Annotated in this window: 18 protein-coding genes; 7 read left to right on the top strand and 11 right to left on the bottom strand. The window is 57.8% G+C overall.

The window, feature by feature from the left end; genetic code table 11:
* Positions 1 to 22: 22 nt before the first annotated feature.
* Entirely contained in the window at positions 23 to 595 is a 573-nt protein-coding gene (locus ACZ6J2_RS02985) for a flavin reductase family protein (RefSeq protein ID WP_471724751.1), read from the bottom strand.
* Positions 596 to 703: 108 nt separating this feature from the next.
* On the opposite strand from ACZ6J2_RS02985, the gene nhoA reads away from it, so the two are divergent.
* A complete protein-coding gene (gene nhoA, locus ACZ6J2_RS02980) occupies positions 704 to 1549 on the top strand; it encodes an N-hydroxyarylamine O-acetyltransferase (RefSeq protein WP_471724750.1) in 846 nt (281 codons plus the stop codon).
* A 39-nt stretch (positions 1550 to 1588) separates the two neighbouring features.
* Here nhoA and ACZ6J2_RS02975 read toward each other — a convergent pair whose 3' ends face one another.
* On the bottom strand, positions 1589 to 2182 hold the full coding sequence (locus ACZ6J2_RS02975; protein WP_471724749.1) for a TetR family transcriptional regulator: 594 nt from the start codon (positions 2180 to 2182) through the stop codon (positions 1589 to 1591).
* 116 nt (positions 2183 to 2298) lie between these two features.
* On the opposite strand from ACZ6J2_RS02975, the gene ACZ6J2_RS02970 reads away from it, so the two are divergent.
* Together ACZ6J2_RS02970 and ACZ6J2_RS02965 are read left to right on the top strand one after the other, a co-directional pair.
* Positions 2299 to 3786, top strand: a complete 1488-nt coding sequence (locus ACZ6J2_RS02970; protein ID WP_471724748.1) for a SmvA family efflux MFS transporter — start codon at positions 2299 to 2301, stop codon at positions 3784 to 3786.
* Positions 3787 to 3863: 77 nt separating this feature from the next.
* On the top strand, positions 3864 to 5747 hold the full coding sequence (locus tag ACZ6J2_RS02965) for a potassium transporter Kup (RefSeq protein WP_471724747.1): 1884 nt from the start codon (positions 3864 to 3866) through the stop codon (positions 5745 to 5747).
* A 39-nt stretch (positions 5748 to 5786) separates the two neighbouring features.
* Here ACZ6J2_RS02965 and ACZ6J2_RS02960 read toward each other — a convergent pair whose 3' ends face one another.
* The 7 genes from ACZ6J2_RS02960 to ACZ6J2_RS02930 are packed head-to-tail and all read right to left on the bottom strand — an operon-like array spanning position 5787 to position 12237.
* Positions 5787 to 7013, bottom strand: coding sequence for a Zn-dependent hydrolase (locus tag ACZ6J2_RS02960; protein WP_471724746.1), 1227 nt, complete (start codon positions 7011 to 7013; stop codon positions 5787 to 5789).
* Positions 7010 to 7492, bottom strand: coding sequence for an L-2-amino-thiazoline-4-carboxylic acid hydrolase (locus tag ACZ6J2_RS02955; protein ID WP_471724745.1), 483 nt, complete (start codon positions 7490 to 7492; stop codon positions 7010 to 7012). Before ACZ6J2_RS02955 ends, ACZ6J2_RS02960 begins: the two co-directional genes overlap by 4 nt.
* 18 nt (positions 7493 to 7510) lie before the next feature.
* Positions 7511 to 8668: a branched-chain amino acid ABC transporter substrate-binding protein gene (locus tag ACZ6J2_RS02950; protein ID WP_246946248.1), complete on the bottom strand. Its 1158-nt coding sequence runs from the start codon at positions 8666 to 8668 to the stop codon at positions 7511 to 7513.
* A gap of 27 nt (positions 8669 to 8695) precedes the next feature.
* A complete protein-coding gene (locus ACZ6J2_RS02945; RefSeq protein ID WP_471724744.1) occupies positions 8696 to 9415 on the bottom strand; it encodes an ABC transporter ATP-binding protein in 720 nt (239 codons plus the stop codon).
* Complete coding sequence (locus ACZ6J2_RS02940) at positions 9408 to 10175, bottom strand: ABC transporter ATP-binding protein (protein ID WP_471724743.1); 768 nt, start codon at positions 10173 to 10175, stop codon at positions 9408 to 9410. The genes ACZ6J2_RS02945 and ACZ6J2_RS02940 overlap by 8 nt, the downstream gene beginning before the upstream one ends.
* Positions 10172 to 11278: a branched-chain amino acid ABC transporter permease gene (locus tag ACZ6J2_RS02935; protein WP_471724742.1), complete on the bottom strand. Its 1107-nt coding sequence runs from the start codon at positions 11276 to 11278 to the stop codon at positions 10172 to 10174. The genes ACZ6J2_RS02940 and ACZ6J2_RS02935 overlap by 4 nt, the downstream gene beginning before the upstream one ends.
* An 8-nt stretch (positions 11279 to 11286) precedes the next feature.
* Positions 11287 to 12237 (bottom strand): branched-chain amino acid ABC transporter permease, encoded by a 951-nt coding sequence (locus tag ACZ6J2_RS02930; RefSeq protein ID WP_471724741.1) that lies wholly within the window; start codon positions 12235 to 12237, stop codon positions 11287 to 11289.
* Positions 12238 to 12407: 170 nt separating this feature from the next.
* Between ACZ6J2_RS02930 and ACZ6J2_RS02925 the strand changes: the two genes are divergently transcribed.
* Positions 12408 to 13352, top strand: coding sequence for a LysR substrate-binding domain-containing protein (locus tag ACZ6J2_RS02925; RefSeq protein ID WP_471724740.1), 945 nt, complete (start codon positions 12408 to 12410; stop codon positions 13350 to 13352).
* A gap of 55 nt (positions 13353 to 13407) precedes the next feature.
* On the opposite strand, the gene ACZ6J2_RS02920 is transcribed toward ACZ6J2_RS02925, so the two are convergent.
* Entirely contained in the window at positions 13408 to 14517 is a 1110-nt protein-coding gene (locus ACZ6J2_RS02920) for a porin OmpC (protein ID WP_033145646.1), read from the bottom strand.
* Positions 14518 to 15146: 629 nt separating this feature from the next.
* Complete coding sequence (yddG, locus tag ACZ6J2_RS02915; protein ID WP_181595055.1) at positions 15147 to 16025, bottom strand: aromatic amino acid DMT transporter YddG; 879 nt, start codon at positions 16023 to 16025, stop codon at positions 15147 to 15149.
* Positions 16026 to 16246: 221 nt separating this feature from the next.
* Between yddG and fdnG the strand changes: the two genes are divergently transcribed.
* From fdnG to fdnI, 3 genes are read left to right on the top strand one after another with little or no spacing between them, the layout of a single operon-like run.
* A complete protein-coding gene (fdnG, locus tag ACZ6J2_RS02910) occupies positions 16247 to 19294 on the top strand; it encodes a formate dehydrogenase-N subunit alpha (RefSeq protein ID WP_471725060.1) in 3048 nt (1015 codons plus the stop codon).
* Positions 19295 to 19305: 11 nt separating this feature from the next.
* The gene (gene fdxH, locus ACZ6J2_RS02905) at positions 19306 to 20190 is read left to right on the top strand and encodes a formate dehydrogenase subunit beta (protein WP_045888248.1); all 885 of its coding nucleotides are present in this window, start codon (positions 19306 to 19308) and stop codon (positions 20188 to 20190) included.
* A complete protein-coding gene (gene fdnI / locus ACZ6J2_RS02900) occupies positions 20183 to 20839 on the top strand; it encodes a formate dehydrogenase-N subunit gamma (protein WP_471724738.1) in 657 nt (218 codons plus the stop codon). The genes fdxH and fdnI overlap by 8 nt, the downstream gene beginning before the upstream one ends.
* The last annotated feature ends 21 nt before the right edge of the window (positions 20840 to 20860 follow it).

Genomic DNA, 20860 nt, shown 5'->3' with positions numbered 1-20860 from the left:
CCCAATAGGGGGAGGGTTTTTCTCAATCCAGCGCCTTCACCATCTTCCCGCTCGCGACAAACGTCCCGGCACCAAGATGATGCAGCGTATTCAGCTTATCCCCGTCAAACTGCCAGCGCCCGGCGATAAACGCGCGTTCATCGGCTGCCGCTGAAACCACTTCACCAAACAGGGTATCGTATTTTTCTGCCGCGGAGGTGACGGGTAATAACCGACACTCCATCCACGCCAGACATTTTTCTTCTATCACCGGCAGGCCAAGTTCAGGACCGTTCACGACCGGGATCCCGTAGCAGTTGAATTTGTCTTCATCGCGCCCGCTGACGCTACCGACCGCGTATGTCCAGTTGGCCGCCGCCACGCCGGGGATGACGATGCCAAACTTCCCGCTGCGCTCAATCAGCTCGCGCGACCAGGTGCTTTTATCCACGACTATTGCGATGCGCGGCGGTTCAAACTCAACGGGCATTGACCATGCGGCGGCCATCACGTTGCGTCTGTCGAGGCTTTCATCCCGACTGGTGATAAGCACAGTAGGGCCGTGGTTCAGCAGACGGCTGGCATGACGTAATTCAACAGGGCGAAAGTAGCTCATAGGATCTCCTCATCTACACCGATGAGTATGACGAAAAAGCACGTAAATCAAAGTGGATGCGTAAAATTAGTTTATAAACAGAACATCTCAATCAAAGGAAACTGATGTATGTCCCCATTTCTGACCGCCTATTTTGCCCGCATCGGCTGGGCGCAACCGACGCGGGTGGATATCGATACCCTGCGCGCGCTGCATTTACATCACAACTGTGCGATCCCTTTTGAGAATATTGATGTCGTTCTGCCGCGCGAAATCCAGCTTGACGATCGGTGTCTGGTCGACAAGCTGGTCACCGCACGTCGCGGAGGGTACTGCTTTGAGCAAAACGGCCTGTTCGAGCGCGTCCTGCGTGAAGTCGGGTTTACGGTGCGTAGCGTGCTGGGGCGCGTGGTATTAGCGAATCCGCCGCAAATGCCTCCGCGCACGCACCGTCTGCTGCTGGTTGAGGTCAACGGTGAGCGCTGGATTGCCGATGTGGGCTTTGGCGGCCAGACGCTGACGGCGCCGATTCGACTGCTCGCTAATGAAGAACAGGTGACGCCGCACGGGCTGTATCGTCTGCTGAGCGAGGGGAACGACTGGGTGCTGCAGTTCCGTCACCACGAGCACTGGCAGTCGATGTACCAGTTTGACCTGACGACGCAGTATTTCAGCGATTACGTGATGGGGAATTTCTGGTCGGCGCACTGGCCGCAGTCGCATTTCCGTCATCACCTGTTGATGTGCCGCCATCTGCCGGACGGCGGCAAGCTGACGCTAACCAACTTCAACTTTACCCACTGGCAGAATGGTCACGTAGAAGAACAGATCCATCTGCCGGATGCTGAGGCGCTTTACCAGCTGATGCAGGAGCGCTTTGGGCTGGGGGTTGACGATCCGAAGCACGGCTTTACACTGGCGGAGCTGACGGCGGTAATGGCGGGCTTTGATACACATCCTCAGGCCGGGAAATAATGCGCAGGCCGGGTAAGGCGTCGCCGCTACCCGGCAACATCACTGCTTAGACGGCGTATTAAACAACTCGAGCGTGATTAATTTATCAAGATGGTTGTTAAAGGCGGCTTCGTCCATTTCGGGCATGTTTAAGATATACATTCCGTCAAGACCGCACACCAGACCAATCAAGCGCCAGGCAATATTTTCCGCCCGATCGCCCGGATTCAATGCCCCGGCCTCCGTTCCCGCTTTGATAAGCGCCACCGTTTCCTGATGCCACATCTCCATGGTCATCACATAGGCGCCCTTGATGTCGGCATCACGGCTGGCGAGGAGCTGCGCTTCACGCCACAGGCGAATATAGGGCTCAAACCTGCCGTCATCGCTGCCGAGCATGGCATGAAGCTGCTCCCGCCAGTCGGCCTGTTTACCCGCGACATCCGCATCCAGCAGCTCGCGAATTAGCCGTACGAAGGCCAGCGATTTTAGTTCGCCGCCGGACGTAAAATGATGATGCACCTGGCCGGTGGCGACTCCGGCCTCGGCGGCAATACGGCGTACCGTCATTGCAGCCAGTCCTTCAGCCAGCGCCACGCGCATGGCGGCCTGTAAGATGGCTTCCCGCCGTTCATCCTTGCTCAGATATCGCATGTTTACTCACTCTCAATGGGAATGAAACGAGTGTAACAAAAAGCTGGACATGCGTTCAACTTTACGTAGGATCGCATCCTGGACATGTGTCCATGTTTTAAAAGAAAAGGAAATTTATGTTTCGTCAGTGGTTAGCGTTAGTGATTATCGTGCTGGTGTATATCCCGGTGGCGATCGACGCGACGGTGCTGCACGTGGCGGCGCCGACATTGAGCATGACGCTGGGCGCCAGCGGCAATGAATTGCTGTGGATCATCGATATTTACTCGCTGGTGATGGCGGGAATGGTGCTGCCGATGGGCGCCCTGGGCGACCGCATTGGCTTTAAACGACTGCTCATGATTGGCAGCACGCTGTTTGGCCTGTCGTCGCTGGCGGCAGCGTTTGCCCCGTCAGCAGGGTGGCTCATTGCGGCGCGCGCCTCGCTGGCAATCGGCGCGGCGATGATCATTCCGGCTACGCTGGCAGGGATCCGCACGCTTTTTATCGACGCGCGGGATCGTAATATTGCGCTCGGCGTCTGGGCTGCGGTGGGGTCCGGTGGCGCGGCGTTTGGCCCGCTGATTGGCGGTATGCTGCTCGAGCATTTCTACTGGGGCTCGGTGTTTTTAATCAACGTGCCGATCGTGCTGGTGGTGGTTTCGCTGGCCGCGCGTTTTGTGCCTCCTCAGCAGGGCCGCCCGGAGCAGCCGCTGAATATCAGCCATGCCATTATGCTGATTGTGGCGATTTTACTGCTGGTCTACAGCGCAAAAACAGCCCTCAAAGGCGCACTGTCGCCGTGGGTGGTCGCGTCCGCGCTGGTGACCGGCTCGGTGCTGCTGTTTATCTTCGTGCGTATCCAGCTCCGCGCCCGCGTGCCGATGATCGACATGCGTCTGTTCTGCCATCGCATTATTTTGAGCGGCGTGGTGATGGCGATGACCGCCATGATTGCCCTGGTCGGGTTTGAGCTGCTGATGGCCCAGGAGCTGCAGTTTGTTCATGGCTTTACGCCGTTTGAAGCGGGAATGTTCATGCTGCCGCTGATGGTGGCGAGCGGGTTTAGCGGCCCGATCGCGGGTGTGCTGGTGGGACGTCTCGGTCTGCGCATTGTGGCGGCTGGCGGAATGGGGCTCAGCGCCGTCAGCTTTATCGGCCTGTCGATGCTTGATTTCAGCACGCAGCAGCTGCTGGCTTCTGCCCTGATGGTGCTGCTCGGCTTTAGCGCCGCCAGCGCGCTGCTGGCCTCGACCTCGGCGATTATGGCCGCCGCGCCGAAAGAGAAAGCCGCCGCTGCGGGGGCCATTGAAACCATGTCCTATGAACTGGGCGCCGGGCTGGGGATCGCCATCTTTGGTCTGCTGTTGACCCGCAGCTTCTCGGCGTCGATTGACCTGCCGCAGGGGCTGAACGCCTCGCTCGTCGATAAAGCCTCGTCATCCATTGGCGAGGCGATGAAGGTGGCGCAGGATCTGACCCCGACGCTGGCGGAGTCGGTGATTGAGGCGGCGAAAAGCGCGTTTATCACCTCGCACAGCGTCGCGCTGGGCAGCGCGGGCGGAATGCTGCTGTTGCTGGCAGTGGGGATCTGGTTCAGCCTGGCGAAGGTCGAGCCGCAGTAATACAGGGCGCGCGGTTGGCGCGGGTGGGGCAGATGGGCTATGTTTTTTAAAGGATTATCTGACTCTCGCTGGAAAATATGCTCCCTCGCCACAGCAGTGAACCGTCCCAACCGCTCTCCCGGTTAACCCTGCTTGCAGGGGGCGCGCTGGGCGTCGTTTTTGGTGATATCGGCACCAGTCCGCTTTATACCTTCCGCACGGTGCTGTCGCTCTCTGAGCATGACCCTACGCCCGGCGTCATACTGGGCCTGCTCTCCCTGATTACCTGGACACTCATCCTGGTAACGTCCATAAAATATGCCGCCTTCGCCATGCGAATTGATAATCATGGCGAGGGGGGCATCATGGCCTTAATGTCGCTTCTGGTGGAGAAAGGCAAAGGCGCGCGCTGGGTTATTTTTTCCGCCCTGATCGGTGCCGCTTTAATTTACGGTGACGGCGCGATAACCCCGGCAATCTCCGTGCTTTCCGCTCTGGAAGGGCTGGAGATGGTCATTCCGGAGTCTCAGCCGTACATATTACCCCTGACGGTGGCGGTGTTGCTGGCGCTGTTCCTGATCCAGCCTTTTGGTACCGCCCGCATAGGGAAGATTTTTGGCCCGGTGATGGCGCTGTGGTTTCTGGCGATTGCGGCCCTGGGCGTGCGGGGGATCGTTCAGCACCCCTCGGTATTGCTGGCCCTCAATCCTGCGTACGGCATCGCGTTTTTGTTTTCGAACGGGTACACCAGTTTCCTGGTCCTGGGCGGCGTATTTCTCTGCGTGACGGGGGCCGAGGCGCTGTATGCCGACATGGGGCATTTTGGTAAAAAGTCCATCTGGCTTGCCTGGTACGGCATCGTCTTTCCTTCGCTGCTGCTCAACTATGCTGGCCAGTCAGCGCTGATTCTGGCCGGTGCCGACAGCAAACAAAACCTTTTCTATACGCTCTGTCCGCCGGTGCTGCAGGTTCCGCTCATCATTCTTGCCGCGCTGGCGACGATCATCGCCAGTCAGGCGATTATCACCGGCGCTTTTTCCATGACGCGCCAGGCCATTCAGCTTGGCTGGTTACCCCGATTGCGCATCAAGCAGACGGCGGCGGAAAGCTACGGCCAGATTTATATCGGGATAATCAACTGGCTGCTGATGGGGGTGACCATCGGGCTGGTGGTGTTCTTTAAATCCTCCGATAAGCTCGCCGCCGCGTACGGCATTGCCGTGTCGTTAACCATGCTGATGACCACGGGGCTGCTGTTTGTGGCGATGCGTGAAGTGTGGCGCTGGAGCCTGGCCAGCAGCGCGGTGATTGCCCTCTGTTTCCTGGTGATTGATGCCACCTTCTTGTTTGCCAATCTGATTAAGGTCCTGGAGGGCGGCTATATTCCGCTGCTGATGGCCGCCGCTATTTGTACGGTGATGCTGATCTGGCACCGCGGCGTTAAGGCGGTATCCGCATCGGTGGGCGAGAAGGGCGTCAGCGTTGATGCGTTCTTTGCCCAGCTTCAGCAAAAGACGGTGCCCAGAGTCGCGGGCTCCGCCGTCTTTTTGACCCGGACACAGAACAATATTCCGCCGGTCATGCGCTGGCACGTCGCGCGAAACCGGGCGCTACAGCAGGATGTGTTGTCGCTTACCATTGATATTCTGAATGTGCCCTACGTGGGGGAAGAACAACGCATCAGGGTAGTGCAGCGCGCGCCGGGCTACTGGCACGGCGTGGCGCAGTATGGCTTTATGGAACACCCGGACATCCCGCGTTTGCTGCAGGGTGTCAGCGAGATTAACGCGCTTTTCGCCACGGATGACGCCACCTGGTATGTCGGACATGAAACCATTGTGGCAGGCGAAGGTGGGGCAGGAATGGCGGCCTGGCAACGGCACATCTTTGCGTTCATGAAGCGCAACTGCACGCACGTCATCAACCACTATCACCTTCCCAGCGATCGGGTTGTCGAAATCAGCCGACGCGTTGCCGTGTAGATTCTGGCGAAAGCAGAGGTCCTCTGCTTTCGCACAGTTTTATCTCTCAAGGGACGCGGACAGGACGCTATGCAATAACACATTCGCCCCTTTCGCCGCCCATTCTGGCAGGATCCTTTCCGCTTCGTTATGGCTGATGCCTTTCACGCAGGGGATAAAGATCATGCTGGCGGGCGCAATTTTGCTGACATAGCAGGCGTCGTGTCCCGCCCCGGAGACCATCGGTTTCGACGAATAGCCCAGTTCCGCCACGGCCTTCTCCGAACGCGCCAGGCATTCGGCATCAAACGCGATGGGCGCGTAGTCAAAAATGCGCTCTACGGCAGCCGCGACGCCGCGCAGGCTGAGGCTTTCAGCCACCTTATGCAGCGCCGCTTCCATGGCTTCCAGCGCCTGCTGCATAGGATGGCGAAACTCAACACTGCATTCCACGCGGGACGGCACAACGTTGCGCGAGTTTGGCGTAACCTTCGCCATACCGATCGTCGCGCGTCCGTCAGGCGCATGCCGGTAGCCAATCTCTTCCACCTTCAGCGCCAGCTCGGCGAAGGCGGTCAGCGCGTCGCGGCGGCTGTGCATCGGCGTCGTGCCCGCGTGGGCGGCGAATCCGTCCAGCGTCAGGGTAAACCAGCGCTGGCCCATTGCCGCGCGGACTAACCCGATCTCGATGGCTTCATCTTCCAGGATCGGGCCCTGTTCGATGTGCAGTTCGTAGCAGGCGTGAACGGGAAAGGCGCGGGTAGGGGCTTCACCCCGGTAGCCAATGCTCTCCAGCGCTTCGCCCACGGTGATGCCATCGTTATCCGCGCGGGCATGCGCGTACGCTTCGCTAAACTGTCCCGTCCAGACCCCTGAAGAGAGCATGGCTGGCGCAAAGCGCGCGCCTTCTTCGTTGGTCCAGTTCACCAGCACAATATCGCGCTCCGTCTCAACGCGATGGTCATTGAGAGTGCGCAGCAGCTCCAGCCCGGCCAGCACGCCGTAAACCCCGTCGTAATTACCGCCCAGCGGCTGGGTATCCACATGTGAACCCGTCATGACCGGGGCAAGCTGCGGGTTTTTCCCCGCGCGACGGATAAACATATTGCCCATGCTGTCGACGTCGCAGGTGAAACCCGCATCCAGCGCCCAGTCGCGCAGCAGGTTACGCGCAATACGATCTTCCTCGCTCAGCGCCAGACGGGTCACGCCGCCGGCGGGCGTGCCGCCGATCTGCGCCATCATCTCAAGCGTTGACCACAGCCGTTCGGCGTTGATGCGGATCATGTCTTGTCCTTACTGCTGCGGTAGCGAAAATCACAGCACGAATCGCCCTGCATGATGGTAGTCGTGCGGGTCAGCTTCACGTCAGGCGCATAGCCAACGATGAATTTTTCATCGCGCGCGCAGGAGAGCAGATGACCAATCTCGCCCAGCCCCATTTCGTGATACATCTCCGCGTAGCGGCAGCGGGTCACGTTGTAGTTGTACTGCTGGTCGTCAGCGTCGATCACCTTCACGTCCAGGGCGTTATCTTTCTCCCACAGATACTGCAGGGCGATGAAGCTCTTGACGTCCGCGCCGTTGGGTTCTTTGCTGGCAAACGCTTTGCCAGCGTCAATCGCGGCCTGCTCAATGGCCTCGCCAATCACCGCCTGGGCGCGGGTTTTCCCTATCTCGCGCACCAGGATTTCATAAATTGGCTTTATAATTTCTGCTTCAATTTTGCGGCGGGCGAGAATGCCCAGCTCGTTATTATCACTCATCACATTGCCCTCGCTGCGTTACTTCGCTTTTGCGCCACCCAGCACGGTCTGCGGCTGCCATTTGCCGTCGACAACTTTGTAAACGGTGAAGGACGGCGATTTCAGGTTACCTTCTTTATCAAACGCGATCTGTCCGGTGACGCCGGAGTAGCTGATGGCGCGCAGGGCGGGCAGATAGTCGGACGGCTCAACGGAGTCTGCTTTTTCCATAGCCGCAACCAGCACGCGGGTGGCGTCATAGGCGAACGGGGCGTGCAGTTCGATATGGGTGTGGTAGCGCGACTGATAAGCCTGCTCGAACGCTTTACCGCCCGGCATCTGGTCAACGGGCAGACCCGGCTCCAGCGCGACCACGCCTTCGCCTTCTTTCTGCGCCAGCTGCAGGAACGTCTGGCTGACAAATCCGCCTGCGCCCATCAGGGTGGCGTTCATGCCCAGCTGTTTGATACGACGCGCCAGCGGTGCGGCCTGGCTGTCGACGCCGCCGAAGAAGATCAGATCGGCGTTTTTACTGCGGATGGCGGTCAGCACGGCGCTGAAATCCACCGTTTTGTCATCAACGTACTGACGATCGACAACCTTCACGCCCTGCGCTTCAAGCGATTTAATAAACTGGTCCGCCAGACCCTGACCAAAGGCGGTGCGGTCGTCGATCACCGCAATGCGTTTGGCTTTCAGCGTATTAACCGCGTACTGGCCGGCTAGCTGACCGCCGTCGTCGTCGTGGCCCATCACGCGGAAGCTGGTATCAAAACCCTGTTTGGTATAGGCGTGACCGGTCGCGACCGGTGCCACCTGTGCGATGCCCGCGTCGTGATAAACGCGTGCGGCAGGAATGCTGGTACCGGTGTTCCAGTGGCCGACGACGCCCGCCACGCCGCTATCCACCAGACGCTGCGCCACGGCCACGGCGGTACGCGGGTCGGACTGATCGTCTTCGGACTGCAGTTTGAAGGTCACCGCTTTGCCGCCGATGGTCGGGTGCTGCTTGTTAATGTCGTCAATGGCCAGCTGCGCGCCGTTCTCCAGATCCTTACCGATACGGGCAGACGGGCCGGTGAGCGGGCCTGCCAGACCGATAACCACGGTTTCACCGTCGGCGGCCCAGGCTCCGGTAGAGGCAAAGCTGCCGAGGAGGATAGCGGCGCTGAGCGCACTGATTTTTACTGTTTTCATTGTTTTCCCTGATGTTGGCTGGTGTTGTTAAACGGGCATTTCGCCCAAATAAATCTGCGCAATCTGGTCGTCATTGAGCAGGGCTTTCGACTCGCCATGATGGACGATGCTGCCGCTGTCCATCACCCACGCGCTGTCGGTGACTTCCAGCGCGAGACGGGCGTTTTGTTCGATGAGCAGCAGGGCAACGCCGCGCTCGCGCAGGCCAGCAATGACGGCAAAAATGTTTTCTACCATCTTCGGGGCGAGGCCCATCGAGGGTTCGTCGAGGATCAGCAGGCGCGGGCGGCTGAGCAGGGCGCGGTTAAGGGCCAGCAGCTGTTGTTCTCCGCCGGACAGCAGGCCAGCGAGCTGATGCTGGCGTTCTCCCAGGCGCGGGAAGCGCTCGAAGATCTCGTTCATCTCGCGCTTAACGGTGACAGTGTCACGCCTGAGCCAGGCGCCCATCTGCAGGTTTTCCAGCACCGTCATTCGGGAGAAGATCCCCCGGCCTTCCGGGACCATCACCAGTCCGTCACGGAGCAGGGTTTCGGACCTGTGCTTACGCACCGCTTTACCGTTGAATTCAATACGGCCGCTAAAGCTTTCCAGCCCGGTAATGGCGCGCACGGTGGAGCTTTTCCCCGCGCCGTTAGCGCCGATCAGCGTAGCCTGTTCGCCCTCGTGCAGGGTAAAAGAGACATCGCGTACGGCCTGAATGCCACCGTAATGCACGTCCACACGTTCCACCTTCAGTAATTCAGACATGGGCGTTGCCTCCAAGCCAGGCGGCGATCACTGCCGGGTCGCGACGCACGCTCTCCGGCGTGCCGCTGGCGAGCGTTTTGCCGTAATCAAGCACCGTCAGGCGATCGCAGATGCCCATCACCAGCTTGACGTCATGTTCAATCATCAGCAGGGTTTTGCCGTCGTCGCGAAGGCGGATAAGCAGCTCGCCGAGCGCCACTTTTTCCGCTGCGTTCATTCCGGCGGCGGGTTCGTCCAGCGCCAGCAGCAGCGGATCCGTTGCCAGCGCGCGGGCAATCTCCAGACGGCGCTGATGGCCATACGCCAGATCGCAGGCGCGGTAGTGGGCGAACTTCGCAATGCCGGTGTACTCCAGCCAGTGCCAGGCCAGCTCCCGGGTCTGTTTCTCTTCTTCGCGAGCGCGTTTGTGGCGGCTCAGCGCGGCCCACAGGCCGTTGCGGGTGCGCACGTGGCGGCCCACCATCACGTTTTCCAGCACCGACATGTCGTTAAAGAGGCGCACGTTCTGGAAGGTGCGCGCGATCCCGGCGGCGGTGACTTTCTCAATGTGCTTTGGGAAATAGGGCTTATCTGCAATGGAAAATTCACCGCTGTCCGCCGGATAAAGCCCGGTGATCAGGTTAAAACAGGTGGTTTTTCCCGCCCCGTTAGGACCAATCAGGCCGTAGATCTCGCCCTTGTTCACGCCGATCGAAACGTCATCCACGGCGGTAAGCCCGCCGAAGCGTTTGGACATGTTGCGTACGGTTAACAGACTCATGTATTCACCTCCTTGTGGCGTACCGGCCAGATCCCGGCAGGACGCACCAGCATGACCAGCACCAGCGCCAGGCCGTAGAACAGCTGACGCAGCACTTCCGGGTCAATCAGTACCGTACCGAACAGCGCCTGCTGAACCGGGGCTGCCTGACTGCGCAGCAGTTCCGGCAGGGCGGTAAGCAGTATCGCGCCGAGGATCACGCCCGGAATGTGTCCCATCCCGCCCAGCACCACCATCGCCAGCACGGCAATGGATTCCTGTAACGTGAAGGATTCCGGGGAGACAAAGCCCTGGAACGCGCCGAACAGGGCACCCGCCACGCCGCCAAAAGAGGCGCCCATCGCAAAGGCCACCAGCTTATAGTTACGCACGTTGATGCCCATCGCGCGGGCCACATCCTCATCTTCACGGATGGCGTGCCAGGCGCGGCCAATACGGGAATGCTGCAGGCGCAGGCAGACAAAAATAATCGCCACAATCACCAGCATCAGCAGGTAGTACCACAGCCACAGGGCGGGCACTTTGAAACCAAACCAGTGGTATACGCCGCTGAACTTCAGGCCGAACAGATTCAGCGTATCCACCCCGCTAATGCCCTTTGCACCGTTGGTGATGTTCACCGGACGGTCGAGGTTGCGCATCAGGATGCGGATGATTTCGCCAAAGCCGAGGGTCACTATCGCCAGATAGTCCCCGCGCAGCTTCAGCGTGGGAGCACCCAGTAAAATGCCGCAGACCGCAGCGACGAGCGCCGCCAGCGGAATAATCAGCAGATATGAGGTGTGCAGCCCGTCCGGGAACCAGACGTTGAGGATCGGGAAAACCTCCAGCAGGTGTGGGGAGGCCATCAGCGCGGCGAGATAGGCCCCGACCGCGTAAAAGGCGATAAACCCCATATCCAGCAGGCCGGTATAGCCCACCACAATGTTAAGCCCCAGCGCCAGCATGATGTAGAGCAGGGCGAAGTCGATAACGCGCACCCAGTAGTTGCCGCCAAGCTGCGTGGCCACCACGGGAGCAACCAGCAGCGCGAGGCAGAACAGGACCATGCCTGACCAGAATTTGCGCGTCGCCGCCGGGGTTTGTAGTTGAAGCGTTGTCATTGTTTCCCTCACGCCCTGTGCGCTACGCGCTCGCCCAGCAGGCCTGCCGGACGGAAGACCAGCACCAGAATCAGAACCATGAAGGCAAAAACGTCCTGATAGTTGCTGCCAAAGACGCCGTGGGTCAGTTCACCCAGGTAACCTGCGCCCAGCGCTTCGATAATGCCGAGCAGGATCCCGCCAATCATGGCGCCACGAATGTTGCCAATGCCCCCCAGCACGGCGGCGGTAAAGGCTTTGATGCCGGGCAAAAAGCCCATCGAGAAGCTGGCGTTGCCGTAGTTGCTGGCCATCATGACGCCTGACAGCGCGGCAAATACGCCGCCAACGGCGAACGTCAGGGTAATAATGGCATTGGGGTTCACCCCCATCAGCGTGGCAACGCGCGGGTTTTCCGCCACGGCACGCATGCCGCGGCCCAGGCGGGTGTATTCCACCAGCAGCCACAGCCCGGTCATCACCGCAAGCGCCAGCGCCACGGTAACAATGCCGGTGACGGTCACAATGGCCGGGGGATGCAGTTCGCTTCCGGACGTCACGGCGATCGGCTCCATGGGCAGGATCTGCGGGAACATCAGCGGGTTGCGCGTCCAGATAATCATCGCCACGGTTTGCAGCAGGACCGAGACGCCGATACCTGAGATCAGCGGCGCCAGGCGCGGGGCGTTGCGCAGTCGGCGGTAGGCAAAGCGCTCCACGGCCATTGCCAGCAGGGCGCAAACGGCCATGGCAATCACCAGGGCAACGCCAAGCTGCAACAGCAGCGGCATGTGCGGAAAGGTGGCGTTCAGGGCGTTAATGGCGGAAAGCGTGGTGAGCGCGCCGACCATCAGAATATCGCCGTGAGCAAAGTTAATAATGCGCAAGATGCCATACACCATGGTATAGCCCAGCGCGATCAGCGCGTAAATGCTTCCCAGCATCACACCGTTGATCAGTTGTTGTATGAGTGTATCCAACGTTTGTACCCGCAAAGTGCTCTTTCTGCGGCTACCATCCGATAAATGAATTAAATTGTAAAATACACATATATTATTTCTTATGATAAACCGCTATTGCTTTATCTTCATGATTTGTATAAAGATAATGTAATCTCGCTTCCGGTTAAAAAGCCTAAAGAAATCAACATATGAATAAAACAGAACAGTCGGCGGGTTTGTCCGCGTATGCAGACAGTCGCCTGGCAAACGATCCGCCGCTTCGGGCAGTCCGTGCCTTTGAGGCCATCGCCCGGCTGGGCAGCGTCACGCTGGCCGCGCAGGAGCTGGATATCTCCCCGTCGGCAGTCAGTCATCAGCTCAAGGTGCTCGAAGGGTATCTGCAAATGCCGCTGACGGAGCGACAGGGGCGCAGGCTGGTGCTGAGCCAGCACGGACGGGAATATTACCGCTCGATCCGTGCGGCGTTTAACGTGCTGCGCCAGGCAACGGAGCATCTGGCCGGGCAGGCGCAAACGCGTCAGGTCACCATCAGCCTGATCCCGCTTTTCGGCATGGGGTGGTTTATCCCGCGTCTGCCTGATTTTATGCGTGCTAATCCGCAGACCGAGATCAACGTAGTGTATGCCAACCACCGTAACTATCTGAGCGATGCGTCGGATATGTCGATTCGTTTTGGTAACGGCCAGTGGGCGGGCTATCAGAGCGAAAAGCTGATTTCCGGACAGATGGTGCCGGTGTGCAGCCGCGCGTTTTTGCGCATTCATGGCCATATCGACACGCCTGAGCAACTGCTGCAAATGCCGCTGCTGCATGATGAAGAGCGCACCACGTGGCCGCAGTGGTTTCTGCTGCAGGGGGTAAAACGAGCTCTGCGGCGCAGCGGCCCCCTGTTTGAAGACGGGCTGTTAACGCTGGCGGGCGTGCAGGCCGGGCTGGGCTGTGCGCTGATGCGCGAGCCGCTGATCGCGCCTTATCTTGAGAGCGGCGAGCTGGTGAAGATATTTGACTTACCCATCGATGACGGGCGCGACTATCACCTCTGCGTGCGTTCGGATTCGGAGATGACCGAGGACGGTAAGTTGCTGCAAAACTGGCTGCGTCGGGCGGCGAGCGGGGAGCCGTCAGCCGGGTAAAAGTGACGGATAAAAAAAAGCCAGCTTATTCAGCTGGCTTTTGTACAGACAAGATTTAGAACTGGTAGGTCAGACCCAGCGCAACGATGTTGTCGGTACCGATGCCTGCCTGGCGAGTGAACTGGTTGTCGTCGAGCAGGTTGATTTTGTAATCCACGTAGGTGGACATGTTTTTGTTAAAATAGTAGGTCGTGCCAACATCGATGTATTTAACCAGATCCTGGTCACCGAAGTTTTCGATGTCTTTACCTTTGGACTGCAGGTAAGCGATGGATGGGCGCAGGCCAAAGTCGAACTGATACTGAGCCACAACTTCGAAGTTTTGCGCCTTGTTTGCAAAACCGTAGATGTCGCTGCGATTACCGTTAGAGGTACCGAAGCGGGTTGCGTTATAGGTCTGAGAGTACTGTGCAGCAAGGTAAATGTTGTTCGCGTCGTATTTCACGCCACCGCTGTACACTTCAGCGCGGTCGCCTTCACCGTATACGCCAGCCGCATTCTGGTCAGCGGTACGACGTGAAGAGGACATTGCGCCACCCACGCTGAAGCCTTCACCCAGATCGTAAGTCAGGGACGCGCCGTAACCGTCGCCGTTCTGGTTCAGAAGGCTGCGACCGCTGGTGTTTTCACCGCTTACGCTGCCGTTTTTACCCTGGTACTGCAGAGCAAAGTTCAGGCCGTCAACCAGACCAAAGAAGTCCTGGTTACGGTAGGTCGCAACGCCGTTTGCACGAGACTGCAGGAAGTTGTCGGCACCGTATGTGTCGCCGCCGAATTCTGGCAGAACGTCGGTCCAGGAGGTCACGTCGTAAATTACGCCGTAGTTACGACCGTAATCAAAGGAGCCTGCTTCAGCAAACTTCAGACCTGCAAACGCCACACGGGTCCAGGACTGGTTGTCGCCTTCGTCTTTATTACCCTGAATCTGGTATTCCCACTGGCCGTAGCCGGACAGCTGGTCGTTAACCTGGGTTTCGCCCTTGAAGCCGATACGCATGTAGGTTTTATCGCCATCTGCGCCAGCGTCATCAGAGAAATAGTGCAGACCTGTTACTTTACCGTACAGATCCAGCTTGTTACCGTCTTTGTTGTAAATTTCGGCAGCGTTAACAACGCCTGCTGCCAGCATGGAAGTGACTGCCACTGCAACTAATTTAAGTTTCATCTTAAATGTTCCTTATAATTTTTTTGAGTATTTCCTGAACCACTGTGAACGATTTCTAAACGAGGCTGCTCGTCAATGGCATGCTATTTTTAAAAATCTCGTAGTCTTATTTCAATAATAAGTTTCAAAATATTAGAGATAATTTCAATTAGTGTGATCTCGATCGTGCAAAAAGGCGATTATTCAAACAATGCGATCGAGTTTCATACGATTAATAATTATGTGTTCTGCGGGACTATTGCTATCGCTATAATTTCTGCGTGTTTTAGTCTATTACGTTAGATTTCGGTATTATCGATGCTTTGAGGGGGTTGTTATTACTGTTTTGACTTAATAACAGTAGGTTAGGGGTAGATCACGACGTATATTGCGAATATTGCCATGAACACGTCAGAAATGAATTATTGCACTTAATGCTATCCATGACGTTAATATTCGCAGTTAATTAATTCCATAGTGTTGTCAGTTTTTGTCAATTATCTTTTCTGCCGTTTACAGAAGGCGGCAAATATAAACCGAATTTAAACGGAAATGCGATAATTATGATAAATATTCTGAGGAGCGATCACACTTTAAATTTATGTTAATTATGTTGCCGGACTGAAATTCGCCCGGCCGTTAGAGAAGCATTATTTTCTTGTTGCGTACCAGCAGAGCAACGACCCGGCGCAGACCATCAGCGCGCCTTGCCAGAACGAGAATGAGAGGGGCGAACTCAGCACTGCGGCGGCAAGCGCGGCGGAGAGGACAGGGGTAAAATAGGATACGGCAGCGAGTACCGTGACGTTACCGTGAAGGATGCCAATATTCCATGCGGCGTAACCAAACCCAAGCGCAATACCGCACATGACGAGTTTCACTACCACCGGAATCGTGAACACCATCTCGGGCTGATCGCTCAGGAAATATTTCACCCACAGGCTCAGCGCGGTCAGCAAAACAAACAGGGTAATGCCGTTTTGTCCTTTCGCAAATTTGCTGGTGACCGTGCAGTAGGCGGCCCAGATAAATGCCCCGGCAAACGCCAGCGCGTAGCTCAGCGGGCTGGAAACGATATTGCGGGTTATTTCATCGAGATGTAAACCCTGTTCACCGCCCAATACCCAGCATACGCCCAGCAATGAGACGGCTAAGCCGGGGATCACCCACAGGGTCGATTTCTGCCCGTTGAACAAGATGGCAAACACAATGGTCAGGCTCGGCCAAAGGTAATTGACCATGCCCACTTCAATAGCCTGCGATCGCGTTGCGGCATAGCCCAGCGACAGCGCCAGGCATATTTCGTAGCTGACAAATAAAACGCTGCCGGCAATAAGATAGCGGGGTGAAAACCGCCTGATATCGGGAAATCCTACCGTCACCAGACACAGTAATCCGCTGAGGGTGTAAATCATCGCCGCACCGCCTACCGGGCCCAGCCCCTCACTCACGCTGCGAATAAGGCCGACCATGGTGCTCCACAACAGTATTGCCGCCAGCCCAATAAGCGTTGCTCTCTTTCTGTCCATTACGTAGCCATTGCAATAAAAATCAGAGGAAAAATGTATCGCATTCAACCTGACGCTGTCGCCAATTATTCTCTTAAACCGTTAATCAAAAAGGAGTATTTAAAGGTTCCGGGGGTGACTATTAAGGGGGTGAAGGGAGATGACCTTGATTTGACGCAAAAAAAACAGGGGCTTTGCTGTTAGTTTGCGGCGCGAAGTCTTATATGAAAACGAGGACAACAATGGACGTCAGCCGCAGACAATTTTTTAAAATCTGCGCGGGCGGTATGGCCGGAACAACGGCAGCCATGCTGGGATTTGCTCCCAAAATGGCGCTGGCTCAGGCACGCAACTATAAGCTGCTGCGCGCAAAAGAGATCCGTAACACCTGCACATACTGCTCCGTAGGTTGTGGGCTTTTGATGTATAGCCTGGGCGATGGCGCGAAGAACGCCAGAGAAGCGATTTACCATATTGAAGGGGATCCGGATCATCCGGTGAGCCGCGGGGCGCTTTGCCCGAAAGGGGCGGGGCTGCTGGACTACGTTCACAGCGAAAACCGCCTGCGCTACCCGGAATACCGCGCGCCGGGTTCCGACAAGTGGCAGCGTATCTCCTGGGATGAGGCCTTCTCCCGTATTGCCAAATTAATGAAAGCCGACCGCGACGCCAACTTTATTGAAAAGAACGCCCAGGGCGTAACGGTTAACCGCTGGCTTTCCACCGGGATGCTGTGCGCGTCTGCGGCGAGTAATGAAACCGGCATGCTGACGCAAAAATTTGTGCGCTCTCTCGGCATGCTGGCGGTAGACAACCAGGCGCGCGTCTGACACGGACCAACGGTAGCAAGTCTTGCTCCAACATTTGGTCGCGGTGCGATGACCAACCACTGGGTTGATATCAAAAACGCTAACGTCGTGGTGGTGATGGGCGGTAACGCCGCGGAAGCCCATCCGGTGGGGTTCCGCTGGGCGATGGAAGCGAAAGATAACAACGATGCGACGCTTATCGTCGTTGATCCGCGCTTTACGCGTACGGCATCGGTGGCCGATATCTATGCGCCGATCCGCTCCGGTACGGACATTACGTTCCTGTCCGGCGTGCTGCTGTACCTGATCGAAAACAACAAAATTAACGCGGAATACGTTAAGCACTACACCAACGCGAACCTGCTGGTGCGGGATGATTTTGCCTTCGATGACGGGCTGTTTAGCGGCTATGACGCCGAAAAACGCCAGTACGATAAAACGTCCTGGAACTATCAGTTCGATGAAAACGGCTATGCGCTGCGTGATGAAACCCTGACGCACCCGCGCTGCGTGTGGAACCTGCTGAAGCAGCACGTTTCTCGCTATACGCCGGAGGTGGTGGAAAACATCTGCGGCACGCCGAAAGCGGACTTCCTGAAGGTGTGTGAAGTGCTGGCCTCCACCAGCGCCGCCGACAGAACCACGACGTTCCTGTACGCGCTGGGCTGGACGCAGCACACCGTCGGCGCGCAGAACATCCGCACCATGGCGATGATCCAGCTGCTGCTCGGCAACATGGGCATGGCGGGGGGCGGCGTAAACGCGCTGCGCGGGCACTCTAACATTCAGGGCTTAACCGATCTCGGTCTGCTCTCCACCAGCCTGCCGGGCTACCTGACGCTGCCGTCGGAAAAGCAGGCGGATCTGCAAACGTATCTTGAGGCCAATACGCCGAAAGCGACGCTGCCGGACCAGGTGAACTACTGGAGCAACTATCCGAAGTTCTACGTCAGCCTGATGAAATCCTTCTACGGCGACGCGGCGCAGAAGGAGAACGACTGGGGCTTTGAGTGGTTGCCGAAGTGGGACCAGGCGTACGACGTCATCAAGTATTTCAACATGATGGATAAGGGCGACGTCACGGGGTATATCTGCCAGGGCTTTAACCCGGTGGCCTCTTTCCCGGACAAAAATAAAGTCGTTCGCAGCCTGAGCAAGCTGAAGTACATGGTGGTTATCGATCCGCTGGTGACCGAAACGTCCACCTTCTGGCAGAACCACGGGGAATCGAACGATGTCGATCCGGCGTCGATTCAGACCGAAGTGTTCCGCCTGCCGTCCACCTGCTTTGCGGAAGAGGACGGTTCGATTGCCAACTCCGGCCGCTGGCTGCAGTGGCACTGGAAAGGCCAGGATGCGCCGGGCGAAGCGCGTAACGACGGCGAGATCCTGGCCGGGATTTACCATCGCCTGCGCGAAATGTACCGCACCGAAGGCGGCAAGGGCGCTGAGCCGCTGCTGAAGATGGGCTGGAGCTACAAGCAGCCTGACCATCCTGAGTCAGAGGAAGTCGCCAAAGAGAACAACGGCGTGGCGCTGGCGGATCTCTATGACGCCAGCGGCAACCTGGTGGCGAAGAAAGGCCAGCTGCTGAACAGCTTCGCGCTGCTGCGCGATGACGGCACGACGGCATCGTCCTGCTGGATCTACACCGGCAGCTGGACGGAGCAGGGCAACCAGATGGCCAACCGCGATAACGCCGACCCGTCGGGCCTTGGCAATACGCTGGGCTGGGCATGGGCGTGGCCGCTGAACCGTCGCGTGCTGTACAACCGCGCGTCTGCGGACGTAAACGGCAAGCCGTGGGATCCGAAACGCATGCTGATCCAGTGGAACGGGGCGAAGTGGGCGGGGAACGATATCCCGGACTACAACACCGCCGCGCCGGGCAGCAACACCGGGCCATTCATCATGCAGCCGGAAGGGCTGGGACGCCTGTTTGCCCTCAACAAGCTGGCGGAAGGGCCGTTCCCGGAACACTACGAGCCGATGGAAACGCCGCTGGGCACCAACCCGCTGCATCCGAACGTGGTCTCCAGCCCGGTGGTGCGTATCTACGAAGACGACGTCCTGCGCTTAGGTAAAAAGGACAAGTTCCCGTACGTAGGGACGACCTATCGCCTGACCGAGCATTTCCACACCTGGACCAAGCACGCGCGGCTTAACGCCATCGCGCAGCCGGAACAGTTTGTGGAGATCAGCGAGACGCTGGCGAAGGCGAAAGGCATCGCCAACGGCGACCGCGTGAAGGTGAGCAGCAAGCGCGGCTTTATTCGCGCGGTGGCGGTGGTGACCCGTCGTCTCCAAAGCCTGAACGTGCACGGACAGCAGGTAGAAACCGTCGGGATCCCGCTGCACTGGGGCTTTGAGGGCGTGGCGCAGAAAGGCTACATCGCCAACACCCTGACGCCAAACGTCGGCGATTCCAACTCGCAAACGCCGGAGTACAAGGCGTTTCTGGTCAACATCGAGAAAGCGTAAGGAGCGATTCAATGGCGATGGAAACACAAGACGTTATCAAACGCTCCGCGACAAACCCGATTACCCCCGCGCCCCGCGCGCGGGACTACAAGGCAGAGGTCGCCAAGCTTATCGACGTCTCCTCCTGCGTGGGCTGTAAGGCCTGCCAGGTGGCCTGCTCGGAGTGGAACGATATCCGCGACGAGGTGGGGCACTGCGTGGGGGTCTACGACAATCCGGCGGATCTGAGCGCCAAATCCTGGACGGTAATGCGCTTTAGCGAAACCGACCAGAACGGCAGGCTGGAATGGCTCATCCGTAAAGACGGCTGTATGCACTGTGAAGATCCGGGCTGCCTGAAGGCGTGCCCGTCTGCCGGCGCAATTATCCAGTACGCCAACGGTATCGTCGACTTCCAGCAGGACAACTGCATCGGCTGCGGGTACTGCATCGCGGGCTGTCCGTTTAATATCCCGCGCCTCAATAAAGAGGATAACCGGGTATACAAATGCACCCTGTGCGTGGACCGCGTCAGCGTCGGGCAGGAGCCTGCGTGCGTGAAAACCTGTCCGACAGGGGCGATCCACTTCGGCACCAAAAAAGAGATGCTGGACGTGGCGCAACAGCGCGTGGATAAGCTGAAAGCGCGCGGCTACGAGAATGCGGGCATTTATAACCCGCAGGGCGTGGGCGGTACGCACGTGATGTATGTGCTGCACCATAACGACCAGCCGGAGCTGTACCACAACCTGCCGAAGGATCCGGCGATCGATACCTCCATCAACCTCTGGAAAGGGGCGCTTAAGCCGCTCTCGGCGGCGGGCTTTATCGCCACCTTTGCCGGGCTGATTTATCACTACATCGGTATCGGGCCAAACAAAGAGGTGGATGAGGACGAGGAGGAGCATCATGAGTAAGTCGAAAACGATCGTGCGCACGAAGTTTGTTGACCGCGCCTGTCACTGGACGGTGGTGATCTGCTTCTTCCTGGTGGCGGTATCGGGGATTTCGTTCTTCTTCCCGACGCTGCAGTGGCTGACCGAAACCTTCGGCACGCCGCAGATGGGGCGCATTTTGCATCCGTTCTTCGGCGTGCTGATTTTCGTGGTGCTGATGTTTATGTTCGTGCGCTTTGTCCATCACAACATCCCGGACAAGCAGGATATCCCGTGGGTGAAAGGGATCGTCGAAGTCCTGAAGGGCAACGAACATAAGGTCGCGAAGGTGGGGAAATACAACGCCGGGCAGAAGATGATGTTCTGGACCATCATGAGCATGATTTTTGTGCTGCTGGTGACCGGCGTGATTATCTGGCGTCCGTATTTTGCGCACTATTTCCCGATTCAGGTGATTCGCTACGCGCTGCTGCTCCACGCCACCTCGGCCATCATTCTCATCCACGCCATCCTGATCCATATGTATATGGCGTTCTGGGTAAAGGGATCGATTAAAGGGATGATTGAAGGGAAGGTGAGCCGCCGCTGGGCGCAGAAACACCACCCGCGCTGGTATCGTGATGTGGAACGACTGGAAGCGAAACGGGAAAGCACGCAAGGAATGAAGTAAGACCTGCGCCGTCGGCTTTGC

Source organism: Enterobacter sp. E14S (assembly GCF_055666685.1).
Note: the sequence above shows the minus strand (reverse complement) of the source record. Positions and strands in the feature narration are given on the sequence as shown.